This window comes from Iamia sp. SCSIO 61187 (assembly GCF_019443745.1).
Lineage (GTDB): Bacteria > Actinomycetota > Acidimicrobiia > Acidimicrobiales > Iamiaceae > Iamia.
In genome coordinates, this window is sequence record NZ_CP050948.1 from 1905108 (window position 1) to 1926120 (window position 21013).

The following is a 21013-nucleotide window of genomic DNA, read 5'->3' on the forward strand; positions in this document are numbered from 1 at the left end:
GTGACGGCGTAGTCTCCCATCGTGGTCCTGGGGTCTCAGGCGCCGGGCGATGCGATCGCAGGGAGCACGGTCGACCCCTCCGCGCTCGCGGCCAAGGTGGCCATGACGTTCGCCGCCGAGCCCGACAGCATCGGGTCGACCCAGCGGCTGCTGGAGCTGGTGGTCGAGGCCTTCTCCGACTGGGGCACCATCCACCTCGTCCAGCCCGACGGGACCATGGCCCGAGCGGCCGCCCACCACCGGGACCGGGCCCTCGCCCCGCTGGTCGAGCGGCTCATGGCCGCCCCCAGCATCGACCCGCGGGTCGTCGACGACATGGCCGAGCCGCTCGCCACCCGGCGGGCCGCGGTGCGGCAGCGGACCGTGGCCGAGCTGACCGAGATGGCGCCGAGCCCCGAGGTGCTCGAGATCTGGACCCAGCTGGGGTTCGCCAGCGGGGTGCTGCTCCCGCTGGTGGCCGGGGACCGGGCCGTGGGCGTGCTCGCCCTGATGTCGGCCCACGTCGACCACTTCACCCCGGCGGCCGTGACCGCCCTGGAGAGCCTGGCCGCCGAGTGCGCCCTCCTGGCCGAGACGGCCCGGCTGGCCCGCCAGGCCGAGGCCGAGCAGGGGGAGCGGATCCGGGTCCGGGCCGTGCTCGACTCGCTGCTGGCCCACGCGCCGGTCGCCACCGTCGTGGTCGACACCGAGCGGCGCGTCCTCCACCACAACGAGGCGCTGCGCGACGTCGCCGGCCTGCCGGAGGGCGCCGCCGACACGTCGACCGCCGAACCGGGGAGCCGCCCGCTCGTCACCCTCGAGCAGCTGGTGCCGTCGCTGGCGCCCGCCCTGGAGCACCTGGTGCGCCGGGCCCTGGCCGACTCCAAGGCCGGCGACCCGGCCGAGATCCGCACCGGCGACCCGGGGCGGCGGCGCTACTGGCAGGTGAGCGCCTTCCCGATCCGGCGGGTCGACGACGTCTTGTTCGGGGCCGGGGTCATCTTCGTGGAGGTCACCGACGAGCGGCTGGCGTCGCGGCGCCAGCGCGAGAGCCTGGCCCGCCTCGACCTGACCCTCGACGCCGGGGGCATGGGCACGTGGGACTGGGACCTGGTCACCGGACGGGTCATCTGGTCACCCCGCATGGAGGCCATCGCCGGCCTCGAGCCGGGCACCTTCGGGCAGACGGGGGCCGACGTGATGGCGACCATCGCCGACGAGGACCGGGACTCCGCCCGCGCCGCCCTCACCCACGCCGCCCAGACCGGCACCGAGTACGAGGACGAGTTCCGCCTCCGCATGCCCAACGGCGAGCTCCGCTGGGTCGAGAGCCGGGGGCGGGTGGTCGCGACCCGCGACGGCACGCCCCTGCGGATGATCGGCGTGGCCACCGACGTGACCGAGCGCCACGTGATGGAGGACGTCAAGCTCCGCCTCCTCGAGCGCGAGCACGCCGCCCGGCTCGCGGCCGAGGCCTCGCGGGAGCGTCTCGCCCTTCTGGCCGAGGTGAGCGGGGCCCTGGCCTCGACGCTCGACCCCAAGTCGGTCCACGAGACCCTGGCCGCCCTGCTCGTGCCCCGCCTCGCCGACTGGTGCACGCTCGACGCCCTCGACGAGGACGGCGGTCTGCGGGACATGGCCGTCGTCCACATCGACCCGCGGAAGGCCCCGCTGGTCGCCGAGATCAAGGAGCGGCGCCGCCAGGCCGGTGGCGACGGCATCTGGAGCGTCCGCCGGGCCATGCGCACCGGGCGCTCCGAGCGGATCGAGGACATCACCGACGATGACCTCGCAGGCGTGGCCGTCGACGACGACCACCTGGCGACCCTCCGGGCCCTCGGCCCCCGCTCCGCCCTGGTGGCGCCGCTGGTCTCCCGCGGCCGGGTCCTGGGCGGCATCACCCTGGTGACCACCGGGTCCCGGCCCTACGACGCCGACGACCAGAACCTGCTGGAGAACATCGCCAGCCGGGCCGCCACGGCCATCGACACCGCCGTGCTCTTCGACTCCCGCACCGAGGTGGCCCGGGCCCTCCAGCAGACCCTGCTGCCCCCGGCGCTGCCCGAGATCCCGGGCATCGACCTGTGGGCCGACTACCGGGTCGCCGAGGCCGGCATCGAGATCGGTGGTGACTTCTACGACGTGTTCGAGACGACCGACGGCTGGAACGTCGTGCTCGGCGACGTGTGCGGCAAGGGCCCGGCGGCGGCGGCGGTCACCGGCCTGTTCCGGCACACCCTGCGGGCCGTCGCCCCCGGCCTCGGCTCCGAGGGGCCGGCCACCGTCCTGACCGCGACCAACGACGCCATCCTCGACCAGATCGACGACAGCCGGTTCGCCACCGCGGTCCTGGTGTCGCTCCACCCGGGTCGGGGCCGGGCCGAGGCCGCCGTCGCCTGCGGTGGCCACCCCCGGCCCGTGGTCCTGCGGGCCGACGGCAGCGTCGAGCGGGTCGACGCCACCGGCACCCTCCTGGGAGTCCTGCCCAGCCCGCCGCTCCAGGAGGTCGACGTCACGCTCCACGCCGGCGACGCCCTCGTGCTCTACACCGACGGCGTCACCGAGGCCCGCAACGGGCCCGAGCAGTTCGGCGAGTCCCGCCTGATGGCGGCCCTCGAGGGGGCCACGGGCCTGACCTCTGCCCGCGAGGTCACCGCCCGGGTGCTGACGGCCGTCGACGCCTTCCGGGACCCCGAGTCCGCCGCCGACGACATCGCCGTCGTCGCCGTCCGTGTCCCCTCCATGCATGACGCGCCGGGGTCGGATCTGGTGGACGACGGCCCGGCGTTCATCGACGCGCCCCCTGACACCGGGAACCGATGTGTCTAGTAGGCCCCGCCTCGCGTGACCTCCAGGATCTCGTCGACCAGGTGGGGCGGGCACACGAGCAGGTCGGGGAGCCACGGGTCGGGCTGGTTGTAGCGGAGCGGGGTGCCGTCGATGCGGGAGCAGTGGAGCCCGGCGGCGGCGGCCACGGCCACGGGTGCGCAGCTGTCCCACTCGTACTGGCCGCCGGCGTGGGGGTAGACGTCGGCGACCCCCTGCACCACGGCGGCGACCTTGGCGCCGGCCGAGCCCATCTCCACCAGGTCGGCGCCGAGGGCCTCGGCGATGGCCAGGGCGACCATCGGGGGACGGCTGCGGCTCACGATCACCCGGGGCGGGGTGGGCGGCGGGGGAGGGGTGGGCGACGGGTGCGCCGTCGACAGGGTGATGCCCTGGGCCGGAAGGGCCACGGCCCCGGCGATGGGGTGCTCGGCGGCGACGAGGGCCACGTGCACCGCCCAGTCGACGCGGGGCGGCTCGCTGAACTCGCGGGTGCCGTCGAGCGGGTCGACGATCCACGTCCGGGGCGAGGCGAGCCGCTCGGGCCGGTCCCGGCCCTCCTCGGAGAGGACGGCGTCGCCGGGGCGCTCCTCGGCCAGGCGCCGCACCAGCAGGTCGTGGGCCCGACGGTCGCCCTCCCGCTTGAGGGTGGCCGACCCCTCGTACTGCAGCTCCTCCCGCAGCCGGAGCAGCAGCTCGCCCGCCTCCTCGGCCAGGCGCGCCGCCAGGGCGTGGTCGTCGGCGGAGGCGATGGGGATGGCACCGGCGTCGGGCGTGGGCATCCGGGCAGTCTGGCCCGGACCCGGCCCGACGAGCGCGAACGGTCCAGAACGCCCGGGCGCGGCCGACGGATCGAGATGCACCAGCGCGACCACAACGCCGGGGCGGGCGCTCGATCGGACAGCACCGGTGTGCCGGGGCCGGAGGGGCCGCCGCTACGCTCGCCCGTCGTGTCGAGCACCGCCCCGAGCTACCAGCTCTCGCACCTCCGCGCCCTCGAGGCCGAGGCGATCCACATCATCCGGGAGGTGGCCGCCGAGTTCGAGCGGCCCGTGCTGCTCTTCAGCGGGGGCAAGGACTCGGCGGTGATGCTCCACGTGGCCCGCAAGGCGTTCTGGCCGTGCCCGCTCCCGTTCACGGTGATGCACATCGACACCGGCCACAACTACGACGAGGTCCTCGCCTTCCGCGACGCCGAGGTCGACAAGCACGGGCTCCGCCTGGTCGTCGCCTCCGTGCCCGACGCCATCGCCGCCGGCAAGGTGCGCGAGGCCAGCGGCACCGGAGCCACCCGCAACCGGATCCAGACGCCGGTGCTGCTCGAGGCCATCGAGGAGAACGGCTTCGACGCCGTGTTCGGCGGCGCCCGGCGCGACGAGGAGAAGGCCCGGGCCAAGGAGCGGGTGTTCAGCTTCCGCGACGAGTTCGGCCAGTGGGACCCCAAGAACCAGCGGCCTGAGCTGTGGAGCCTCTACAACGGCCGCCACCACCGCGGCGAGCACATCCGGGTGTTCCCGCTGAGCAACTGGACCGAGCTCGACATCTGGCAGTACATCGGCGCCGACGAGGTCGCCCTGCCGCCCCTCTACTTCGCCCACCAGCGCGAGGTCGTCATGCGCGACGGCATGTGGATCGGCGTCACCCGGCACATCACCCTCGGCGACGACGAGGTGGTCGAGACCCGCACCGTGCGGTTCCGCACCATCGGCGACGCCACCGGCACCGGGGCGGTCGACTCCACCGCCTCGACGATCGAGGAGGTCATCACCGAGGTGGCGGCCACCCGGCTCACCGAGCGGGGCGCCACCCGCGCCGACGACCGCATCAGCGAGGCCGGCATGGAAGACCGCAAGAAGGAAGGGTACTTCTAGTGACCGAGCTGCTGCGCCTGGCCACGGCCGGGTCGGTCGACGACGGGAAGTCCACCCTCATCGGGCGGCTCCTGTTCGACTCGAAGGCGATCTTCCAGGACCAGCTGGACGCCATCGAGGCCACGTCGGCCCGCATGGGCGCCGACTACACCAACCTGGCGCTGCTCACCGACGGCCTGCGGGCCGAGCGCGAGCAGGGCATCACCATCGACGTCGCCTACCGGTACTTCGCCACCCCGCGGCGCAAGTTCATCATCGCCGACACCCCCGGGCACATCCAGTACACCCGGAACATGGTCACGGGGGCGTCGACCGCCGACCTGGCCCTGATCCTCGTCGACGCCCGCAAGGGCATCATCGAGCAGTCCCGGCGCCACGCCTTCCTCTCGACGCTGCTCCAGATCCCCCACCTGGTCCTGTGCGTCAACAAGATGGACCTCGTCGACTGGTCCGAGGAGCGCTTCCTGGAGATCTCCGACGAGTTCCGGGACTTCGCGGCCAAGCTCGACGTCAGCGACCTGACCGTGATCCCCATGTCGGCCCTCCAGGGCGACAACGTGGTCTCCCGCAGCGAGAACATGGGCTGGTACGAGGGCACCTCGCTCCTGCACCACATGGAGCAGGTCCACATCGCCAGCGACCGGAACCTCATCGACGCCCGGTTCCCGGTGCAGTACGTGCTGCGGCCGTACTCCAACGACATCCACGACTACCGGGGCTACGCCGGCACCGTCGCCGGCGGGTCGTTCAAGCCCGGCGACGAGGTCCTCGTCCTGCCGTCCGGCTTCACCTCCACGGTGAAGTCGATCGACACCGCCGACGGCCCCCTCGACGAGGCGTTCAGCCCCATGTCCGTCACCATCACCCTCAACGACGAGATCGACATCTCGCGGGGCGACATGATCTGCCGGCCCCACAACCAGCCCCGCGTCACCCAGGACGTCGAGGCCATGGTCTGCTGGATGGACGAGACCTCGGCGCTGCGGCCCCGCACCAAGCTGGGCATCAAGCACACCACCCGCAGCGCCCGTGCCCTCGTCAAGGACCTGCAGTACCGCCTCGACGTCAACACCCTGCACCGCGACGACCAGGCCGACGAGCTGGCCCTCAACGAGATCGGGCGGGTCACCCTCCGCACGACCCTCCCGCTCTTCTGCGACGAGTACCGCCGCAACCGCACCACCGGCAGCTTCATCCTCATCGACGAGGACACGAACGCGACGGTGGCTGCGGGCATGATCCTGTGAGATCGAGTCGCCCGGCCCGCGGATGAGCACGAACGTCACCTGGCACGGGGGAGAGGTGGGCCGCGACGAGCGCCCCCACCGGGGCGCCACCGTCTGGCTCACCGGCCTGTCGGGGTCGGGGAAGTCGACCGTCGCCGTCGCCCTCGAGGGCCTGCTCGTCACCGCCGGCCAGCCCGCCTACCGGCTCGACGGGGACAACCTCCGCCACGGCCTCAACGCCGACCTCGGGTTCTCGACCGCCGATCGGGACGAGAACGTCCGCCGCGCCGGTGAGGTCGCCGTGCTGCTCGCCGACGCCGGGGTTGTCGCCCTCGTCCCCCTGATCTCCCCCTACCGGGAGGGCCGGGACCGGGCCCGGGCCGCCCACGACGCCGCCGGCGTGCCGTTCGTCGAGGTCTTCGTCGACACCCCGATCGAGCTGTGCGAGCAGCGCGACCCCAAGGGCCTCTACGCCAAGGCCCGGGCGGGTGAGATCACCGGCTTCACCGGCATCGACGACCCCTACGAGGCCCCGGCGGCCCCCGAGCTCCGGCTCACCCCCGACGACGGCGACCCCGTGGCCCAGGCCACCGCCGTCCTCGGCATCCTCACCCCGCTCCTCTGATCAGCGGGGGAGGCGCAGGATCCGGACGTCGTGGGGGTCGAGGACGCCGAGGGCGACCCGGCCGTCGCGCACCGGCAGCGCCTCACCGGTGAAGGCCTCGACCACCGTCTCGGGGACGCGGAGGCCCAGGCGCTCCCACTCGGGTCCGGCCAGGGTGACGTGGGCCCGGGCCGGGTGGTCGCCCCAGTGGAAGTGGCCCCAGAGCACCTCGTGGGCCTTGGTCGACACGACGGTGGTCGGCTCCGGGCCCTGCATGAGGTCGGCGACCCGGCAGTGACCCCCGGCCAGCTCGTGGGCCAGGCGCAGGAGGTCGAGGCGCTCGGGCGGCACCAGGTCGAGCCGGTCGGAGCTGACGATCATCCCGTCGGTCAGGGCGACGGCGGCGACGAGGAAGCGGACCTCGGCCTCGGTGAGGCGCGTGCGGTCGGTGCGGACCATGACGCAGTCGGGGTCGTTGGCCCACAGGTGCCCGTGGAGGAAGGCCCGGGTGAGCGTGTTGCGCATGGCGATGCGGGTGGAGAGCCCGCCCTGGTCGCTCGTCGCCCAGCGGCCGATCCTCCCGCCCCACGTGGGGGCCACGTCGGCGCCGATCCGCATGCCGTCGACGACCCCGACGGCGGGCCCGAGGGGGAGCCCGCAGCCGATCAGGACGGCATCGTCGCCCGCCCCGCGGCGGATGGCGTCGAGGCCGGCCCGCAGCGCCTCGGCCCGGGTCATGGTGGCGTCGTCGCGGCGGCCGGGGAGGGCGGCGGCGAAGCAGAAGTCGAGCTTCAGGACCCGGTAGCCCCAGTCGTGGCGCAGGGTCCGGGCCAGCCCCTCGAGGTGCGCCTGGACGTCGGGCCGGGTGCAGTCGAGCGCCAGCTGGGCGCGGCGGCGGTTCCACTTCGGGTGCCAGAGGGCGGTGACCGGGTCGCCGGCCTCGTCGGCCAGGACCCACTCGGGGTGGGCGGCGGCCACGTCGCTGTCGGGGTCGACGATGAAGGGGGCCAGCCAGATGCCGGCGTCGCGCCCCGTGGCGGTGATCGACGACGCCAGGGCGGCCAGGCCCGAGGGGAACTTGGCGTTGGTCGTGAGCCAGTCGCCGACGGCGGCCTGGTGGCCGTCGTCGACCATCACGTAGCCGAGCGGGATGTCGGCGGCGACGCCGTCGGCGGCGGCGAGGGCCCGGCGCACGTCGGTCTCGGTGACCTTTCCGTGGTGGTAGTACCACGAGCACCAGCCGTGCGGCGGCCGGGCCGGGACCCGGGCGCCCTGGGCGGCGCCGAGGGCGGCGGCCCAGCCCTCGAGCAGGTCGGGGGCGTCGGGGCCGTCGGCGACGAGGAGGTCCTCGGTCGTCACGGTGGTGCCGGGCGTGGCGGTGATGCCGTCGAACCGGCAGGTCGCGGCCAGCTCGGCGAGCCGGCCGCCGGTCGGGTCGTCGTCGTCGTCGAGGCGGTCCCCGGGCAGGTCGACGCCGAGGTCGACCACCGACAGGCAGCGGGCCCCGCCGACGAAGCCGAGCACCAGGCTGGCCCCGCTGGCCAGGTCGGTCAGCCCCGCCACCAGCTCGCTGCGGAACCGGCCGGGCTCGCCGGATCGCCGGGTCTCGGGGTCCAGGGTCGCGTGCCGGACGTTGAAGAGCCACGGGTCCGAGTCGGTCTCGGGCATGCGGAACGGGCGGGCGTTGGCCCACGAGCTCCAGCCGTTGCGGTAGAGCGACCACGACCCCGGCCCGGCGCCGAGCTCGAGCCCGCCGGGCCCGCCGGTGGCGAGGAGCACGGCGTCGTCGAGGCGGAGAGGTGTACCGCCGAGGATCGTGACGGTCAGCCGGACGAGCAGGCCGGCCTCGGGTCCTCGGCCGGCCGGGCGGGTGGCCAGGGCCAGGCGCAGGTGGTCGTCCTCGGCGGTCCAGGGGCCCTCGGCCGGACCGTCCAGCCGGGTCGGGGCCAGGACCCGTCGGCTCCCGTCGAGCCGGTACGACACCCGCGGCAGCGTGGCCCGGACGCTGGCGTGCGTCCCGACCAGGTCGACCGTCCCGTTCCGCCCCTCGGCCCGCATCGCCGGGACGCTACCCTCGCGGGTCGGGGCTGCCAGGCTCTCCCCGTGGACGACGTCAGCACGGTGCACCTGGTGGCCAAGACCCACCTCGACGTCGGGTTCACCGCCCTGGCCGCCGAGGTGGTGGACACCTACGTCGGCTCGTACATCCCCGCCGCCCTGGCGCTGGCCGCCGAGCTGCGGGCCCGGGGCGGGCCCGAGCGGTTCGTCTGGACGACCGGCTCCTGGCTGGTCCACACCTTCCTCGAGCGGGCCGACGCCGCCGGCCGGAGGGCGGCCGAGGAGGCCATCGCCGCCGGCGACCTGGCGTGGCACGCCCTCCCGTTCACCACCCACACCGAGCTGGCCGACGTCGGGCTGGTCGAGGCCGGGCTCGAGATCTCGGCCCGGCTGGACCACCGCTTCGGGCGCCGCACGATCGCGGCGAAGCTCACCGACGTCCCCGGCCACACCCGCGGGCTCGTCCCCCTGCTGGCCGGTGCCGGGGTCGAGCTCCTGCACATCGGCGTCAACCCGGTGGCCACCGTGCCCGACGTCCCCGGGACGTTCCGCTGGCGCAGCCCCGACGGCGAGGAGGTCACCGTGGTGTACCAGGCCGGCGGCTACGGCGACCTCACGCTCGTGCCGGGCAGCGCCGACGCCCTGGCCTTCGCCCACACCGGCGACAACCTCGGCCCGCCGTCGGCCGACGACGTCGTCGCCTCCTTCGCCGCCCTCCGGGAGCGGGTGCCGGGGGCCGAGGTGCGGGGATCGACGCTGGATGCCTTCGCCGTCGCCCTCCGCCCCGCCGTGCCCGACCTCCCGGTGGTGACGGCCGAGATCGGCGACACGTGGATCCACGGCGTCGGCAGCGACCCGCAGAAGGTCGCCCGGTACCGGGAGCTGCTGCGGCTCCGGCGGGAGTGGGCGGCCGAGGGCATGGTCGCCCCCGACGACTCCCGCCTGCGGTCCTTCCACGAGCACCTGCTCCTGGTGGCCGAGCACACGTGGGGCCTCGACGAGAAGGCGCACCTGCCCGACCGGACCCGCTGGGGTCGGGCCACGCTGGCCGAGCTGCGGGCCGAGCCCCGGACCGGCGCCTTCGAGGCGTCGTGGGCCGAGCAGCGGGCCTACGTCGACGCCGCCGTGGCCGGCATCGCCAGCGACGGCCTCCGCAAGGCGGCGGTGGCGACGCTCCGGGCGCTGGACGACCCGCTGCCGCCACGCGTCGCCGGCGCCCCGGTGCCGGCGGGCCAGCGGGTGCTGCTCGGCGTGTGGGAGGTGGAGGTCGACCCCCGCTCCGGTGCGGTCGTCCACCTGGTCGACACCGTCACCGGCCACGTGCTGGCCGACGCCGACCACCCGATCGGGGTCCTGGCCCACCAGGCCTTCTCCGAGGCGGACTACCAGCGCCGGTGGGACACCTACGTCCGGAGCCGGCCCGAGGACGACTGGTGGGCGGTCGAGGACAACCTCAAGCCCGGCATCGACGCCGCCGGCGCGGTGTCGGCGTGGTGGGAGCCCGATGCGGCATCGGTGCACGTGGGCGAGCACCTGTCGCGCCGCGCCCCGGTGGCGCCCGTCGTGGGGTCCGAGGCCGGCCCGGGCGACGGGGAGCTCCCCGGCGTGGACGGCCTCGTCGTCGAGGTCCGCCTGCCCGACGCGGCCACCACGGTGTCGGGTGCGCCGCCGCTCGTCGTCGTCCACCTGACCGACGCCAGCCCCGACGTGGGCCCGCCCCGCCTGGGCATCGAGCTGCGCTGGGACGCCAAGCCGGCCAACCGGCTCCCGGAGGCGACGTGGTTCGGCGTCCGGCCGGTCGTCGCCGACCCGGCGGCGATGGTGCTCGACAAGCTGGGCCAGGACGTGTCGCCGCTCGACGTCGTGCCCGGCGGCAACCGCCAGCTCCACGCCGTGGGGGAGGGGGTCCGGTGGCCCGGCCCCGACGGGGTCGTCGCCCTGCGGACGCTCGACGCCCCGCTCGTCGCCCCCGGTCGACCCCGGCTCCTCGACTTCACCCGCGACCAGCCCGACCTCGACGCCGGGGTGTGGGTCTGCCTCCACGACAACCTCTGGGGCACCAACTTCCCCATGTGGTCCGAGGGCCGAGCCCGGTTCCGCTTCGTCGTCGAGTGGTCCCCGGCCGAGGCCTGATCGCTTCTGAGCCAGGATCCGGCCGCCGGTGGCCGACCTCTGCCTCAGGACGAGCGGCACCGGGCCGAGGGGCCTTCTGAGCCAGGAGCGGGCCGCAGGTGGCCGATCGCTGGCTCAGAACGATGTGGCGGATCACGCCGCCGCGCCGATGAGGCCGGCGTTGACGAGGGCCGTGCGGACGACGTGCGCGACCCAGTGGGGTGTGCGCACGACCTGGTCATAGGTGATCTGGTGCACGTCGTAGCCGAGCAGCTGGAGCTCGCTGGCCCGAGCGGCGTCGCGGTTCTGCTGCTCCCGGGTGGCGTGGTGGGTGTACCCCAGCGCCTCCAGCACGATCATCCCCGGGTCGTAGACCATGTCGACCCGGGCCACGAACGCCCCACGACGCCGGATGCGCCGCTGCACGACGGGCCGGGGGAGCCCGGCATCATCGATGATCTGGAGGAGTGCCCGCTCGAGCCAGCTCTCCGTGGGGCCCAGGCTGGCTCGACGGGCGAGCACCGCCTCGAACCGCCGCACGCCGTCTCGCCCTCGGCACCGCCGCTCCTCGAGCAGCCACCACAGCCACCGGTCCGACGCCAGTCCCAGGCGGACGGCGTCCTCGACCAAGTCCTCCAGGCGGTCGTCCGGGACCTCCTCGGCGGGCAGGGCGGCGACCCCCATCAGGCTGCGGGCCATGCTGGTGACCGCGATGCCGTCCACGTGGGTGATGTCCTCGGCGGGCAGGTGCGTCGAGGTGTGGATCCGCAGCCCGTCCCGCGTGGAGGTGTGCCCGGTGGACCGGCCCTTGACCACGGTGATGTCGATGACGCCGGGCCAGGGGATGAGGCCGCCCAGCCACAGCCCGATGCGGTGCGACCCCACGCCGTGGTGGTCGAGGGCGGCGGCCAGGACCTCCGTCCGGTGATCGGCAGGGGCGCCGGCGAGGCGGAACGTGTGGCGACCGGCCGGGACGAGGAGGCCGCTGCTGGCGCGCCGTTGGAGCGTGCGCCGCGACATGCCGGTCGCGAGGAGCTGCTGGGTGGTGATGAGGCCGAGCTGTGTGGAGGCCCGCTCGGCGATGGCCCGTTCGATCATCGGGTCCATCCCGAGATCATGCCGACGGGGTGTGACAGTGAACGTCTGCGGCCGTTCTGGGCCAGGAGCGTGCCGCACGTGGCCGGTTCCTGGCTCAGAACGGGTGGGGCTGGGACCGGGGCCGTTCTGAGCCAGGAGCGCGCCACGGGTGGCCGATCCCTGGCTCAGAACGGGTGGGACTGGGCCCGGGGCCGTTCTGAGCCAGGACGGCGCCACGGGTGGCCGATCCCTGGCTCAGAACCGATCGGTGCCGAGCGGCCAGACTTCGGGGCCATGGCCAGCCTCGACGCCGACATCGACCCGGACCGGTTCACGATCCACCACGCCGAGGTGCGGGGCGCGGTCGACATCGCCTACGTGCGCGAGGGGGTCGGCGGGCAGCCGCTGCTGCTCCTGCACGGCTACCCGGAGACCAAGCGCATCTGGTGGCGCAACATCGAGCCGCTGGCCGCCGCCGGCTACGAGGTGATCGTCCCCGACCTCCGGGGCTACGGCGACTCCGGCCTGGCCGCCGACGGGTTCTACGACCTGGCCGCCTACAGCCTCGACTGCCACGCCCTCGTCCACGACGTCCTCGGCCACGAGACCGTCGCCACCGCCGGCGGGGACCTCGGCGGGGTCGTGCTCTACGACCTCGGGCTCCGCTTCCCCGGCTTCGTGACCCGCCAGGTGCTGTTCAACACGGTCACCCCCCTGCTCGAGAACGTCTACACGGCGGCGGGGCTCCCGCCCGACGACATGCGGGTGCGCCGGGCCCAGTCCGACTACTTCCGGCGCCAGGCGACCGAGCCCGAGGCGCTCCTGGCCGAGCTGGACACCCCCGAGCGCCGTCGGGGCTGGGTCGCACCGATGTACGGCCATCGGCTCTGGGGCACCCCGGACGCCTTCACCGCCGCCGCCGTCGCCTTCCACGCCGAGCCCTTCGGCGACGCCGAGAGGATCCGGGCCGCCTGGGGCGCCTACGAGCAGAGCGCCGGGCGGCGGCCGATGGAGGACACGCCCCGCATGTTCGAGCAGACGCCGGTGCCGACGCTCGTCCTGTACGGCCCCGAGGACAACGTCGTGCTGCCGAGCTTCCCGCAGAAGATGGCCGCCGCCTGCCTCGACGCCACCGGCCCGTTGATCGTCCCCGACTCCGGCCACTTCCTCCAGTGGGAGGCGGCCGACACCTTCACCAAGATCACCGCCGCCTTCTGCCGGGCGTAGGCGGCCGGACCTCTCGTCGGCGCTACAGGGCGAAGCAGGAGAGGCGCACCGGTCCGCCGGCGAGGGCGGTGCGGATGCCGGAGTAGACGGTGCCGTCGAGGATGAGCCCCAGGTGGCCGACCACCCGGGCGAAGCACGGGTCCTGGACCAAGACGTTGGTGGCACCGTCGTAGAGGGTGGCCTGGCCGACGGGGCGGACCAGCTCGTCCTGCCAGGTGCGGATGGTGGTGTAGCGGACGGCGCCGATGGTGTCGTCGCCGGCGTTGAGGTCGTCCAGGAACGACGACCCGATGCTCATCTGCTCGCAGGCCACGACCGTGAGGCAGCTGCCGAACCCGAGGAAGCTGACCAGGTTGGCGACGTAGGTGCCCCGGTTGGGGGTCCCGAGGGTGATGAGGCTGTCGACCTTGGTCGCCCCGCCGTACCACTTCACGTAGGCCCGTGCGACCAGCCCGCCCTGCGAGTGACCGACGAGGTCGACCTTGGCCGCCCCGGTCGACGAGCGCACGCCGTCGACGAAGGTCCGCAGCGCCCGGGCCGTGAGCCGGATGTCCTGGGTGCCGAGGGTCGGCAGCTCGAAGATCCGCACCGGGTGGCCGTCGGCCCGCAGTCGGGCGGCGAGGGGCTCGTTGGCGAAGGCGGGGGAGAAGGTCCCGGCCACGATGACGACGGGGTCCTTGGTCGCGGCGCCGGCCGGTGCGCCCGGCAGGGCGGCCAGACCGAGGACGAGCCCGACGGCGGCGAGGAGGGCGGTCAGACGGCGGCGGTGCGGTGAGGTCACGGCGCAGACCGTACCCACCCAGGTGACGCTCGTCACCCGATGCCGCCAGGCGTGGCGATCCGAGCACGGGAGGGCGCGCTCGCCGTGCACCTCCGTGCCGAGGACGGAGGGGGGCGTACGGTGGCGCAGTGGCGGTGGGGCGACGGGCGGCGTGGGGGCTGGTGCTGGGGCCGGTCGCGTTCATCGCTGCCTGGGTGGTGGCCGGGGCCCGGACGCCGGGCTACGAGCCTCTGCGCGACGCCATCAGCCGCACCGCCGCCGACGGGGCGCCCCAGCGCCACGTGATGAGCACCGGGTTCGTCCTCTACGCCGTCGGCTCGGCCGCCGGCGCGGTCGCCCTCCGCCGGGCGATCCCCGGCCCGGCCTGGGTGGCCAGCGCCGTCAACGGCGTCGCCACGGTGGGCGTGGCCCTCACCCCGCTCGAGCACTCCTCGGCCCTCGACGCTGCCCACGCCGTGACCGCGACCACCTGCTACGTCAGCCTGGCCCTCACCCCGCTGCTGGCCGCCCGCCCGTTGGCCGACGCCGGCCACCGCCGGGCCGCCGCCGCCAGCGTCGCCACCGGTGCGATCGTCGCCGCCTGCCTGGCCGCCACCGCGTTCACGGAGAGCTCCGGCCTGCCCCAGCGCCTCGGCCTCACCACCGGGGACGCCTGGTTGATCGCCACCGGGGTGGCGATCCTCACCGGCTGGACCGCCACCCGCCCCGCACCGGCCTGAGCCGGCGGAGGGGCAGCCCTAGCGGGCGAGGGGCTTGTACTTGATGCGGTGGGGCTGGTCGGCGGCGGCGCCGAGCTCCTTCTTGCGATGGGCCTCGTACTCGCTGAAGTTGCCCTCGAACCACCGCACCTGGCTGTCGCCCTCGAAGGCGAGGATGTGGGTGGCGATGCGGTCGAGGAACCAGCGGTCGTGGCTGATGACCACGGCGCAGCCCGGGAACGACTCGAGCCCGTCCTCCAGGGCGCGGAGGGTGTCGACGTCGAGGTCGTTGGTCGGCTCGTCGAGGAGGAGGACGTTGCCGCCCTCGCTCAGCACCTTGGCCAGGTGGACGCGGTTGCGCTCGCCGCCGGAGAGCACGCCGACCTTCTTCTGCTGGTCCGAGCCCTTGAAGTTGAACTGGGCGCAGTAGGCCCGGCCGTTCACCGGGCGTCCGCCCACGACCATGTCGTCGCGCCCGCCGGTGATCTCCTCGTAGACGGTCCGGTCGGGGTCGAGGCTCTGGCGGCTCTGGTCGACGTAGGCCAGCTGCACGGTGGACCCGACGGTGATGTTCCCCGCGTCGGGCTCCTCGCCGCCGGTGAGCATGCGGAAGAGGGTCGTCTTGCCGACGCCGTTGCCGCCGATGACGCCGACGATGCCGGCCTTGGGGAGCGAGAACGACAGGTCGTCGATGAGGAGCTTGTCGCCGTAGCCCTTGGAGAGGTGGTCGACCTCGATGACCTGGTCGCCGAGGCGGTCGCCGGAGGGGATGGTGATCTGCAGGTCGCGGCCCCGCCCCTCGGCCTCCTTGGCCTCGGCCAGCAGCTTCTCGTAGGCCGAGAGACGGGCCTTGCCCTTGGCCTGGCGGGCCTTGGGGGCCATGCGGACCCACTCGAGCTCGCGGGCGAGCGTGCGGCCGCGGGCGCTGTCGGCCTTGTCCTCCTGGGCCAGCCGGGCCTGCTTCTGCTCGAGCCAGGACGAGTAGTTGCCCTCGAAGGGCATGCCCCGGCCCCGGTCGAGCTCGAGGATCCAGCCGGCCACGTTGTCGAGGAAGTAGCGGTCGTGGGTGATGGCCACGACGGTGCCGGAGTAGTCGCGCAGGAAGCGCTCGAGCCACGCCACCGACTCGGCGTCCAGGTGGTTGGTCGGCTCGTCGAGGAGCAGGAGGTCGGGCGCCGACAGCAGCAGGCGGCACAGGGCCACCCGCCGGCGCTCGCCGCCCGACAGCGGTCCGACGGCGGCGTCGCCGGGCGGGAGGCGCAGGGCGTCCATGGCCACCTCGATCTTCCGGTCGAGGTCGTTGGCCCCCTTGGCCGAGATCTCGGCCTCCAGGCGCGCCTGCTCCTCGCCGATCTTCTCGTAGTCGGCGTCGGGGTCGGCGTACTTGGCCAGGCAGGCGTCGTAGGCGGTGAGGAGGCCGGCGACCTCGGCCACCCCGTCCATCACGTTGCCCTTGACGTCCTTGGCCTCGTCGAGGTGCGGCTCCTGCTCGAGCATGCCGACCGAGAACCCGGGGGTGAGGCGGGCCTCGCCGGTGAAGCCGTCGTCCTGGCCCGCCATGATCTGCAGCAGCGACGACTTGCCGGCGCCGTTGTGGCCCAGCACGCCGATCTTGGCGCCCGGGTAGAAGCTCAGGCTGATGTCGCGCAGCACCTCGCGATCGGGCGGGTAGAAGCGACTGCACTTGTGCATGGTGAAGATGAACTGGGCGCTGCTCATGAGACGTTCGAGGGTAGCGAGGCACCCCGCCGGGCCCGGTACCCACCGACCCTCACCCCGCACGGAACGTCGTGTCGGGAGGGATGCCCTCACGCTCCGTGCCCGCGTGTCAGGATGGTCCCGGTCTCGAGGGGAGCGGACGTGGACGTGGGCACGGGTCAGGACGACAGCGGGCCGGGGGACGGCGAGCGCACGCCGGCGACCGAGGGCGCTCGGACCGGGCCCCGCGCCGGCGAGGGCGGCGATCCCCTCGACCTCACCGACGTGACCGAGGCCGGAGCCCACGACGGCGACGAGCCGGTGGTCATCGACCTCCGCGACGGGATCGACACCATCGCCGCCTACGAGGCGGACCGGGCCCGCCGAGCGGCCGACGGGTCGCGGGACCGGCGCTAGCGCCGGGGCTCAGACCGGGACCTGCTCCAGCGTCCCGGTGTGCACGTCGTAGACGGCCGCCCCCACCACCAGGTCGGGGCCGAGGAGGGGCTCGGCCCGGATCCGGGCCACGTCCTCGGCCAGGCCGGCGCTCGGGCTGGCGATGGCGCAGGGCTCGTAGGCGACGATCGTCGGGTCGTCGACCGCCCGCCCGGTCGCGGCGGCCACCTTGGCCCGGACCTCGTCGTCGGTGCCCACCAGGCCGCAGTCGGTGTGCGGCATCAGGAGCACCCGGCTGCCGCCGAGGAGGTGGACGGCGAGCACCAGCGACCGCAGGGCGTTGTCGGTGATGCGGGCGCCGGCGCTGCGGATGATCTTGGCGTCGCCCGGGGCCAGCCCGAGGACCGCGAGCGGATCGATCCGGGTGTCCATGCAGGTGACGACGGTGAGGCCCCGGGCGGCGTAGCCCTCCAGGCCCTCCAGGGCGAAGCGCTCGGCGTAGGCGGTGTTGCCCGCCCAGACGTCGGCGAAGGGATCGGCGTCGGGGGTTGCGTCGGCCATGGCAAGAGGATGGCCCGACCCGTGGTCAGGGGCGAAACCGAGAACGGGGGGCGCTCGGTAGGGTTGCAGGCGATGTCTGAGGAACCAGCGCCGCCGTCCGACACCCTGGGCCCCAACGCCTGGCTGGTCGATGAGATGTACGAGAGCTACACCGAGGACCCGTCCTCGGTGAGCGAGAGCTGGCAGGAGTTCTTCTCCGGCTACACCCCCACCGGACCGGGCGGCGCCACCGCGTCGCGCCCCGCCACCAACGGCGACGCCGGCTCGTCGCCGGCGGCCGCCTCCGCCGGTGCCGGCCAGACCAGCGAGCAGGCCGACCCGGTCGCGGCCCCGGCGGCGGGCACGGCCCGGACCCGCGAGTCGAAGGCCAAGGCCGAGGCCACGGGCCCGACCTCGGGCGACGGCGGCGCCACGGCGAAGGCCAGCGCTCCCTCGGGCGCCCCGACGGCGCCGACCGAGGGGGGCAAGGCCGAGGAGGCGCCCAAGGCGACGAAGGAGGCGCCCAAGGGCAAGGACGCCACCGGGTCCGACGAGGAGCCGCCCGGCGAGCCCCTCCGCGGCGCGGCGGCGCGCATCGTCGCCAACATGGAGGCCAGCCTCGAGGTCCCCACCGCCACCAGCTTCCGCGAGGTGCCGGCCAAGCTCCTCGAGGTCAACCGCAAGGTCATCAACGGCTACCTGTCGCGCACCCGGGGCGGGAAGGTCAGCTTCACCCACATCATCGGCTACGCCGTCGTCCGCGCCATCGCCGACTCGGTCCCGGCCATGAACAACACCTACGTCGAGGGCCCCGACGGCAAGCCCCGCAAGGTCACCAACGACGAGGTGAACCTCGGGCTCGCGGTCGACATCGAGAAGAAGGACGGCTCCCGCACCCTCATGGTGCCGGTCATCCGCGACGCCGCCGGGCTCGACTTCGCCGGCTTCTGGGCGGCCTACGAGGAGCTGATCCGCAAGGTCCGCACGAACAAGCTGACCCCCGACGACTTCGCCGGCGCCACCGTCACCTTGACCAACCCGGGCACGATCGGCACGGTCCAGTCCGTGCCCCGCCTCATGCCGGGCCAGGGCGTCATCGTCGGCGTGGGCCGCCTGGACTTCCCGACCGCCTTCCAGGGCGCCGACCCCGAGGCCCTGGCCGACCTGGGCGTGTCGAAGGTGATGACGGTGACGTCGACCTACGACCACCGCATCATCCAGGGCGCCGAGTCGGGGCTGTTCCTCAAGCGCATCCACGAGCTGCTGATGGGCGACGGGGACTTCTACGACGGCGTCTTCCGCTCGATCGGGGTGCCGTACGAGGCCGTCAAGTGGCTCCAGGACACCAACCCGGTGGACAAGGAGGAGTCGACCCTCCAGAAGCAGATCCACGTCCAGACCCTGATCAACATGTACCGGGTGCGCGGCCACCTCATCGCCGACCTCGACCCGCTGGCGGCCAAGGAGCCGCAGATGCACAGCGAGCTCGACCCGGCGACCTACGGGCTGACGATCTGGGACCTCGACCGCGAGTTCCTCACCGACGGCCTCGCCGGCAAGCCCAAGATGACCCTGGGCGACATCCTCGGCGTGCTGCGCAACGCGTACTGCCGTCGCATCGGCATCGAGTACATGCACATCCAGGAGCCCGAGGAGAAGGCCTGGATCCAGGAGCAGGTCGAGGGGGCCTCGACGTTCCTTCCGCCCGAGGACCAGCGCCACATCCTGGGCCGGGTCAACGCGGCCGAGGCGTTCGAGAAGTTCCTCGGCACCAAGTACCTGGGCCAGAAGCGCTTCGGCATCGAGGGTGCCGAGTCGGCCATCCCGATCCTGGACGCCATCCTCGAGCAGGCGGCCCAGTGGGCCCTCCACGGCGCCATCATCGGCATGGCGCACCGGGGCCGGCTCAACGTGCTCACCAACATCGTGGGCAAGAGCCTCGACAAGCTCTTCACCGAGTTCGAGGGCTACATCGACCCCGAGTCCACCCAGGGGTCGGGCGACGTGAAGTACCACCTCGGCCAGCGGGGCACCTTCAAGTCGCGCCACGGCCACGAGATCACCGTCGAGCTGGCGGCCAACCCCAGCCACCTCGAGACCGTCGACCCGGTCGTCGTCGGCATGGCCCGGGCCCGCCAGGACGAGATCAACGACCCGCGGGCGTTCTCGGTCCTGCCCGTCCTCGTGCACGGCGACGCCGCCTTCGCCGGCCAGGGCGTGGTGGCCGAGACGCTCAACCTGTCGAGCATCAAGGGCTACCGCGTCGGAGGCACCATCCACCTGATCATCAACAACCAGCTGGGCTTCACCACCCCGCCGGACTCGGCCCGCTCGTCGGAGTACTGCACCGACGTGGCCAAGATGGTCCAGGCCCCGATCTTCCACGTGAACGGCGACGACCCCGAGGCGTGCGTCCGGGTGGCCCGGCTGGCCTTCGACTACCGCCAGCGGTTCCGCAAGGACGTCGTCATCGACATGGTCTGCTACCGCCGGCACGGCCACAACGAGGGCGATGACCCCAGCTACACCCAGCCGCTGATGTACAAGCGGATCGACGCCCGCCGCTCGGTCCGCAAGCTCTACACCGAGGCCCTCGTCCGCCGGGGCGACATCTCGATCGAGGAGGCCGAGGCCGCCCTGGACGACTTCTCCAAGAAGCTCGCCGGCGCCCTCGAGGAGACCCGCTCCCACGCCCCCGAGGGCGAGGTGCGGGCCAAGCCGCCGGCGCCCGCCCGGGGCGTGCTGCCCCACGTCCAGACCGGTGTGCCCTCCGAGACGATCGACCGGATCTACCGGGGCCTGTCGACCCAGCCCGAGGGCTTCACCGTCCACCCCAAGCTGGCCAAGCAGTTCGTGGCCCGCGACAAGATGTTCGAGGGCGGCGAGGTCGACTGGGCCCTGGCCGAGGCGCTGGCCTTCGGGTCGCTGCTGCTCGAGGGCACCAACATCCGCCTCGCCGGCCAGGACTCCCGGCGCGGCACCTTCTCCCAGCGCCACAGCGTCCTCGTCGACTACGAGACCGGCGCCGAGCACGCCCCGCTCGCCTACCTCGACCCCGACCAGGCGAAGATCTGGATCTACGACTCGCTGCTGTCGGAGTACGCCGCCCTGGGCTTCGAGTACGGCTACTCGGTCATCTCGGCCGAGAAGACGCTCGTGCTGTGGGAGGCCCAGTTCGGGGACTTCATCAACGGCGCCCAGATCGTCATCGACCAGTACTTCTCCGCCGCCGAGGACAAGTGGGGGCAGCGCTCGGGTCTGACCCTCCTGCTGCCCCACGGCTACGAGGGCCAGGGCCCCGAGCACAGCTCGGCCCGCATCGAGCGGTTCCTGACGCTCTGCGCCGAGGACAACATGCAGGTCTGCAACGCCTCCACGTCGGCGCAGTACTTCCACCTGCTGCGGCGGCAGATGCACCACGACATCCTCAAGCCGCTGGTGATCTTCACCCCGAAGTCGCTGCTGCGGGCCAAGTCGGCCCGCTCGTCGGTGGGCGAGCTGTTCAACGGCTCGTTCGAGGAGGTCCTCGACGACACCTCGGTCACCGAGCCGGACGCCGTCAAGCGGCTGGTGTTCTGCTCGGGGAAGGTCAGCCACGACGCCATCGCCCGGCGGGACGAGCTGGGTGCCCCGGCGGCGGTGATCCGGGTCGAGCAGCTGTACCCGTTCCCGCGGGCCCGCATCCGGGACCTGCTCCAGCGGTACGGCTCGATCGACGAGGTCGTGTGGCTGCAGGAGGAGCCCGACAACATGGGGCCCCGCTCCTTCGTGGGCGAGCGGCTGTGGCCCCTCGTGCCCGAGGGCATCAAGTACCGCGAGGTCTCCCGGGTGGGGTCGGGTTCCCCGGCCGGCGGCAGCCACGCCATCCACGTCCAGGAGCAGGACGAGATCCTGACCCGGGCCTTCGACGGCCTGTAGCG

15 protein-coding genes are annotated in these 21013 nt (G+C 73.5%); 9 read left to right on the plus strand and 6 right to left on the minus strand.

Going from position 1 to position 21013, the window contains the following annotated elements; genetic code table 11:
- Positions 1-21 precede the first annotated feature (21 nt).
- The gene (locus tag HC251_RS09205; RefSeq protein ID WP_219945001.1) at positions 22-2808 is read left to right on the plus strand and encodes a SpoIIE family protein phosphatase; all 2787 of its coding nucleotides are present in this window, start codon (positions 22-24) and stop codon (positions 2806-2808) included.
- On the opposite strand, the gene HC251_RS09210 is transcribed toward HC251_RS09205, so the two are convergent.
- Positions 2805-3587 (minus strand): 3'(2'),5'-bisphosphate nucleotidase CysQ, encoded by a 783-nt coding sequence (locus tag HC251_RS09210; protein ID WP_219945002.1) that lies wholly within the window; start codon positions 3585-3587, stop codon positions 2805-2807. The two genes, HC251_RS09205 and HC251_RS09210, sit on opposite strands and share 4 nt — an antisense overlap.
- A gap of 129 nt (positions 3588-3716) precedes the next feature.
- On the opposite strand from HC251_RS09210, the gene cysD reads away from it, so the two are divergent.
- Genes cysD through cysC form a run of 3 tightly spaced genes read left to right on the plus strand, consistent with a single transcriptional unit; the run spans position 3717 to position 6527 of the window.
- A complete protein-coding gene (cysD, locus tag HC251_RS09215) occupies positions 3717-4676 on the plus strand; it encodes a sulfate adenylyltransferase subunit CysD (protein ID WP_370651289.1) in 960 nt (319 codons plus the stop codon).
- Entirely contained in the window at positions 4676-5923 is a 1248-nt protein-coding gene (cysN, locus tag HC251_RS09220; RefSeq protein WP_219945004.1) for a sulfate adenylyltransferase subunit CysN, read from the plus strand. Before cysD ends, cysN begins: the two co-directional genes overlap by 1 nt.
- Before the next feature lie 22 nt (positions 5924-5945).
- Positions 5946-6527 carry an adenylyl-sulfate kinase gene (cysC, locus tag HC251_RS09225; protein WP_219945005.1) on the plus strand — a complete coding sequence of 194 codons (582 nt, stop codon included), beginning with the start codon at positions 5946-5948 and terminating at the stop codon, positions 6525-6527.
- Here cysC and HC251_RS09230 read toward each other — a convergent pair whose 3' ends face one another.
- Complete coding sequence (locus HC251_RS09230) at positions 6528-8564, minus strand: glycoside hydrolase family 36 protein (protein ID WP_219945006.1); 2037 nt, start codon at positions 8562-8564, stop codon at positions 6528-6530.
- Positions 8565-8609: 45 nt separating this feature from the next.
- Here HC251_RS09230 and HC251_RS09235 point away from each other — a divergent pair, with 45 nt between their 5' ends.
- A complete protein-coding gene (locus HC251_RS09235) occupies positions 8610-10697 on the plus strand; it encodes a DUF5054 domain-containing protein (protein WP_219945007.1) in 2088 nt (695 codons plus the stop codon).
- 132 nt (positions 10698-10829) lie between these two features.
- Here HC251_RS09235 and HC251_RS09240 read toward each other — a convergent pair whose 3' ends face one another.
- Positions 10830-11783 carry a type IV toxin-antitoxin system AbiEi family antitoxin domain-containing protein gene (locus HC251_RS09240; protein ID WP_219945008.1) on the minus strand — a complete coding sequence of 318 codons (954 nt, stop codon included), beginning with the start codon at positions 11781-11783 and terminating at the stop codon, positions 10830-10832.
- A gap of 264 nt (positions 11784-12047) precedes the next feature.
- Here HC251_RS09240 and HC251_RS09245 point away from each other — a divergent pair, with 264 nt between their 5' ends.
- Complete coding sequence (locus HC251_RS09245) at positions 12048-12980, plus strand: alpha/beta fold hydrolase (protein ID WP_219945009.1); 933 nt, start codon at positions 12048-12050, stop codon at positions 12978-12980.
- A 22-nt stretch (positions 12981-13002) separates the two neighbouring features.
- On the opposite strand, the gene HC251_RS09250 is transcribed toward HC251_RS09245, so the two are convergent.
- Positions 13003-13698, minus strand: a complete 696-nt coding sequence (locus HC251_RS09250) for an esterase/lipase family protein (protein WP_370651290.1) — start codon at positions 13696-13698, stop codon at positions 13003-13005.
- 191 nt (positions 13699-13889) lie between these two features.
- Here HC251_RS09250 and HC251_RS09255 point away from each other — a divergent pair, with 191 nt between their 5' ends.
- Positions 13890-14480 (plus strand): DUF998 domain-containing protein, encoded by a 591-nt coding sequence (locus HC251_RS09255; RefSeq protein ID WP_219945011.1) that lies wholly within the window; start codon positions 13890-13892, stop codon positions 14478-14480.
- Between the two features lie 18 nt (positions 14481-14498).
- Here the strand turns inward: HC251_RS09255 and ettA are convergent, their stop codons facing one another.
- A complete protein-coding gene (gene ettA, locus HC251_RS09260; RefSeq protein ID WP_219945012.1) occupies positions 14499-16178 on the minus strand; it encodes an energy-dependent translational throttle protein EttA in 1680 nt (559 codons plus the stop codon).
- A 141-nt stretch (positions 16179-16319) separates the two neighbouring features.
- On the opposite strand from ettA, the gene HC251_RS09265 reads away from it, so the two are divergent.
- Positions 16320-16574, plus strand: coding sequence for a hypothetical protein (locus HC251_RS09265; protein ID WP_219945013.1), 255 nt, complete (start codon positions 16320-16322; stop codon positions 16572-16574).
- 9 nt (positions 16575-16583) lie between these two features.
- On the opposite strand, the gene HC251_RS09270 is transcribed toward HC251_RS09265, so the two are convergent.
- Complete coding sequence (locus tag HC251_RS09270) at positions 16584-17114, minus strand: carbonic anhydrase (protein ID WP_219945014.1); 531 nt, start codon at positions 17112-17114, stop codon at positions 16584-16586.
- A gap of 72 nt (positions 17115-17186) precedes the next feature.
- On the opposite strand from HC251_RS09270, the gene HC251_RS09275 reads away from it, so the two are divergent.
- Positions 17187-21011, plus strand: a complete 3825-nt coding sequence (locus HC251_RS09275) for a multifunctional oxoglutarate decarboxylase/oxoglutarate dehydrogenase thiamine pyrophosphate-binding subunit/dihydrolipoyllysine-residue succinyltransferase subunit (RefSeq protein WP_219945015.1) — start codon at positions 17187-17189, stop codon at positions 21009-21011.
- Positions 21012-21013: the final 2 nt, after the last annotated feature.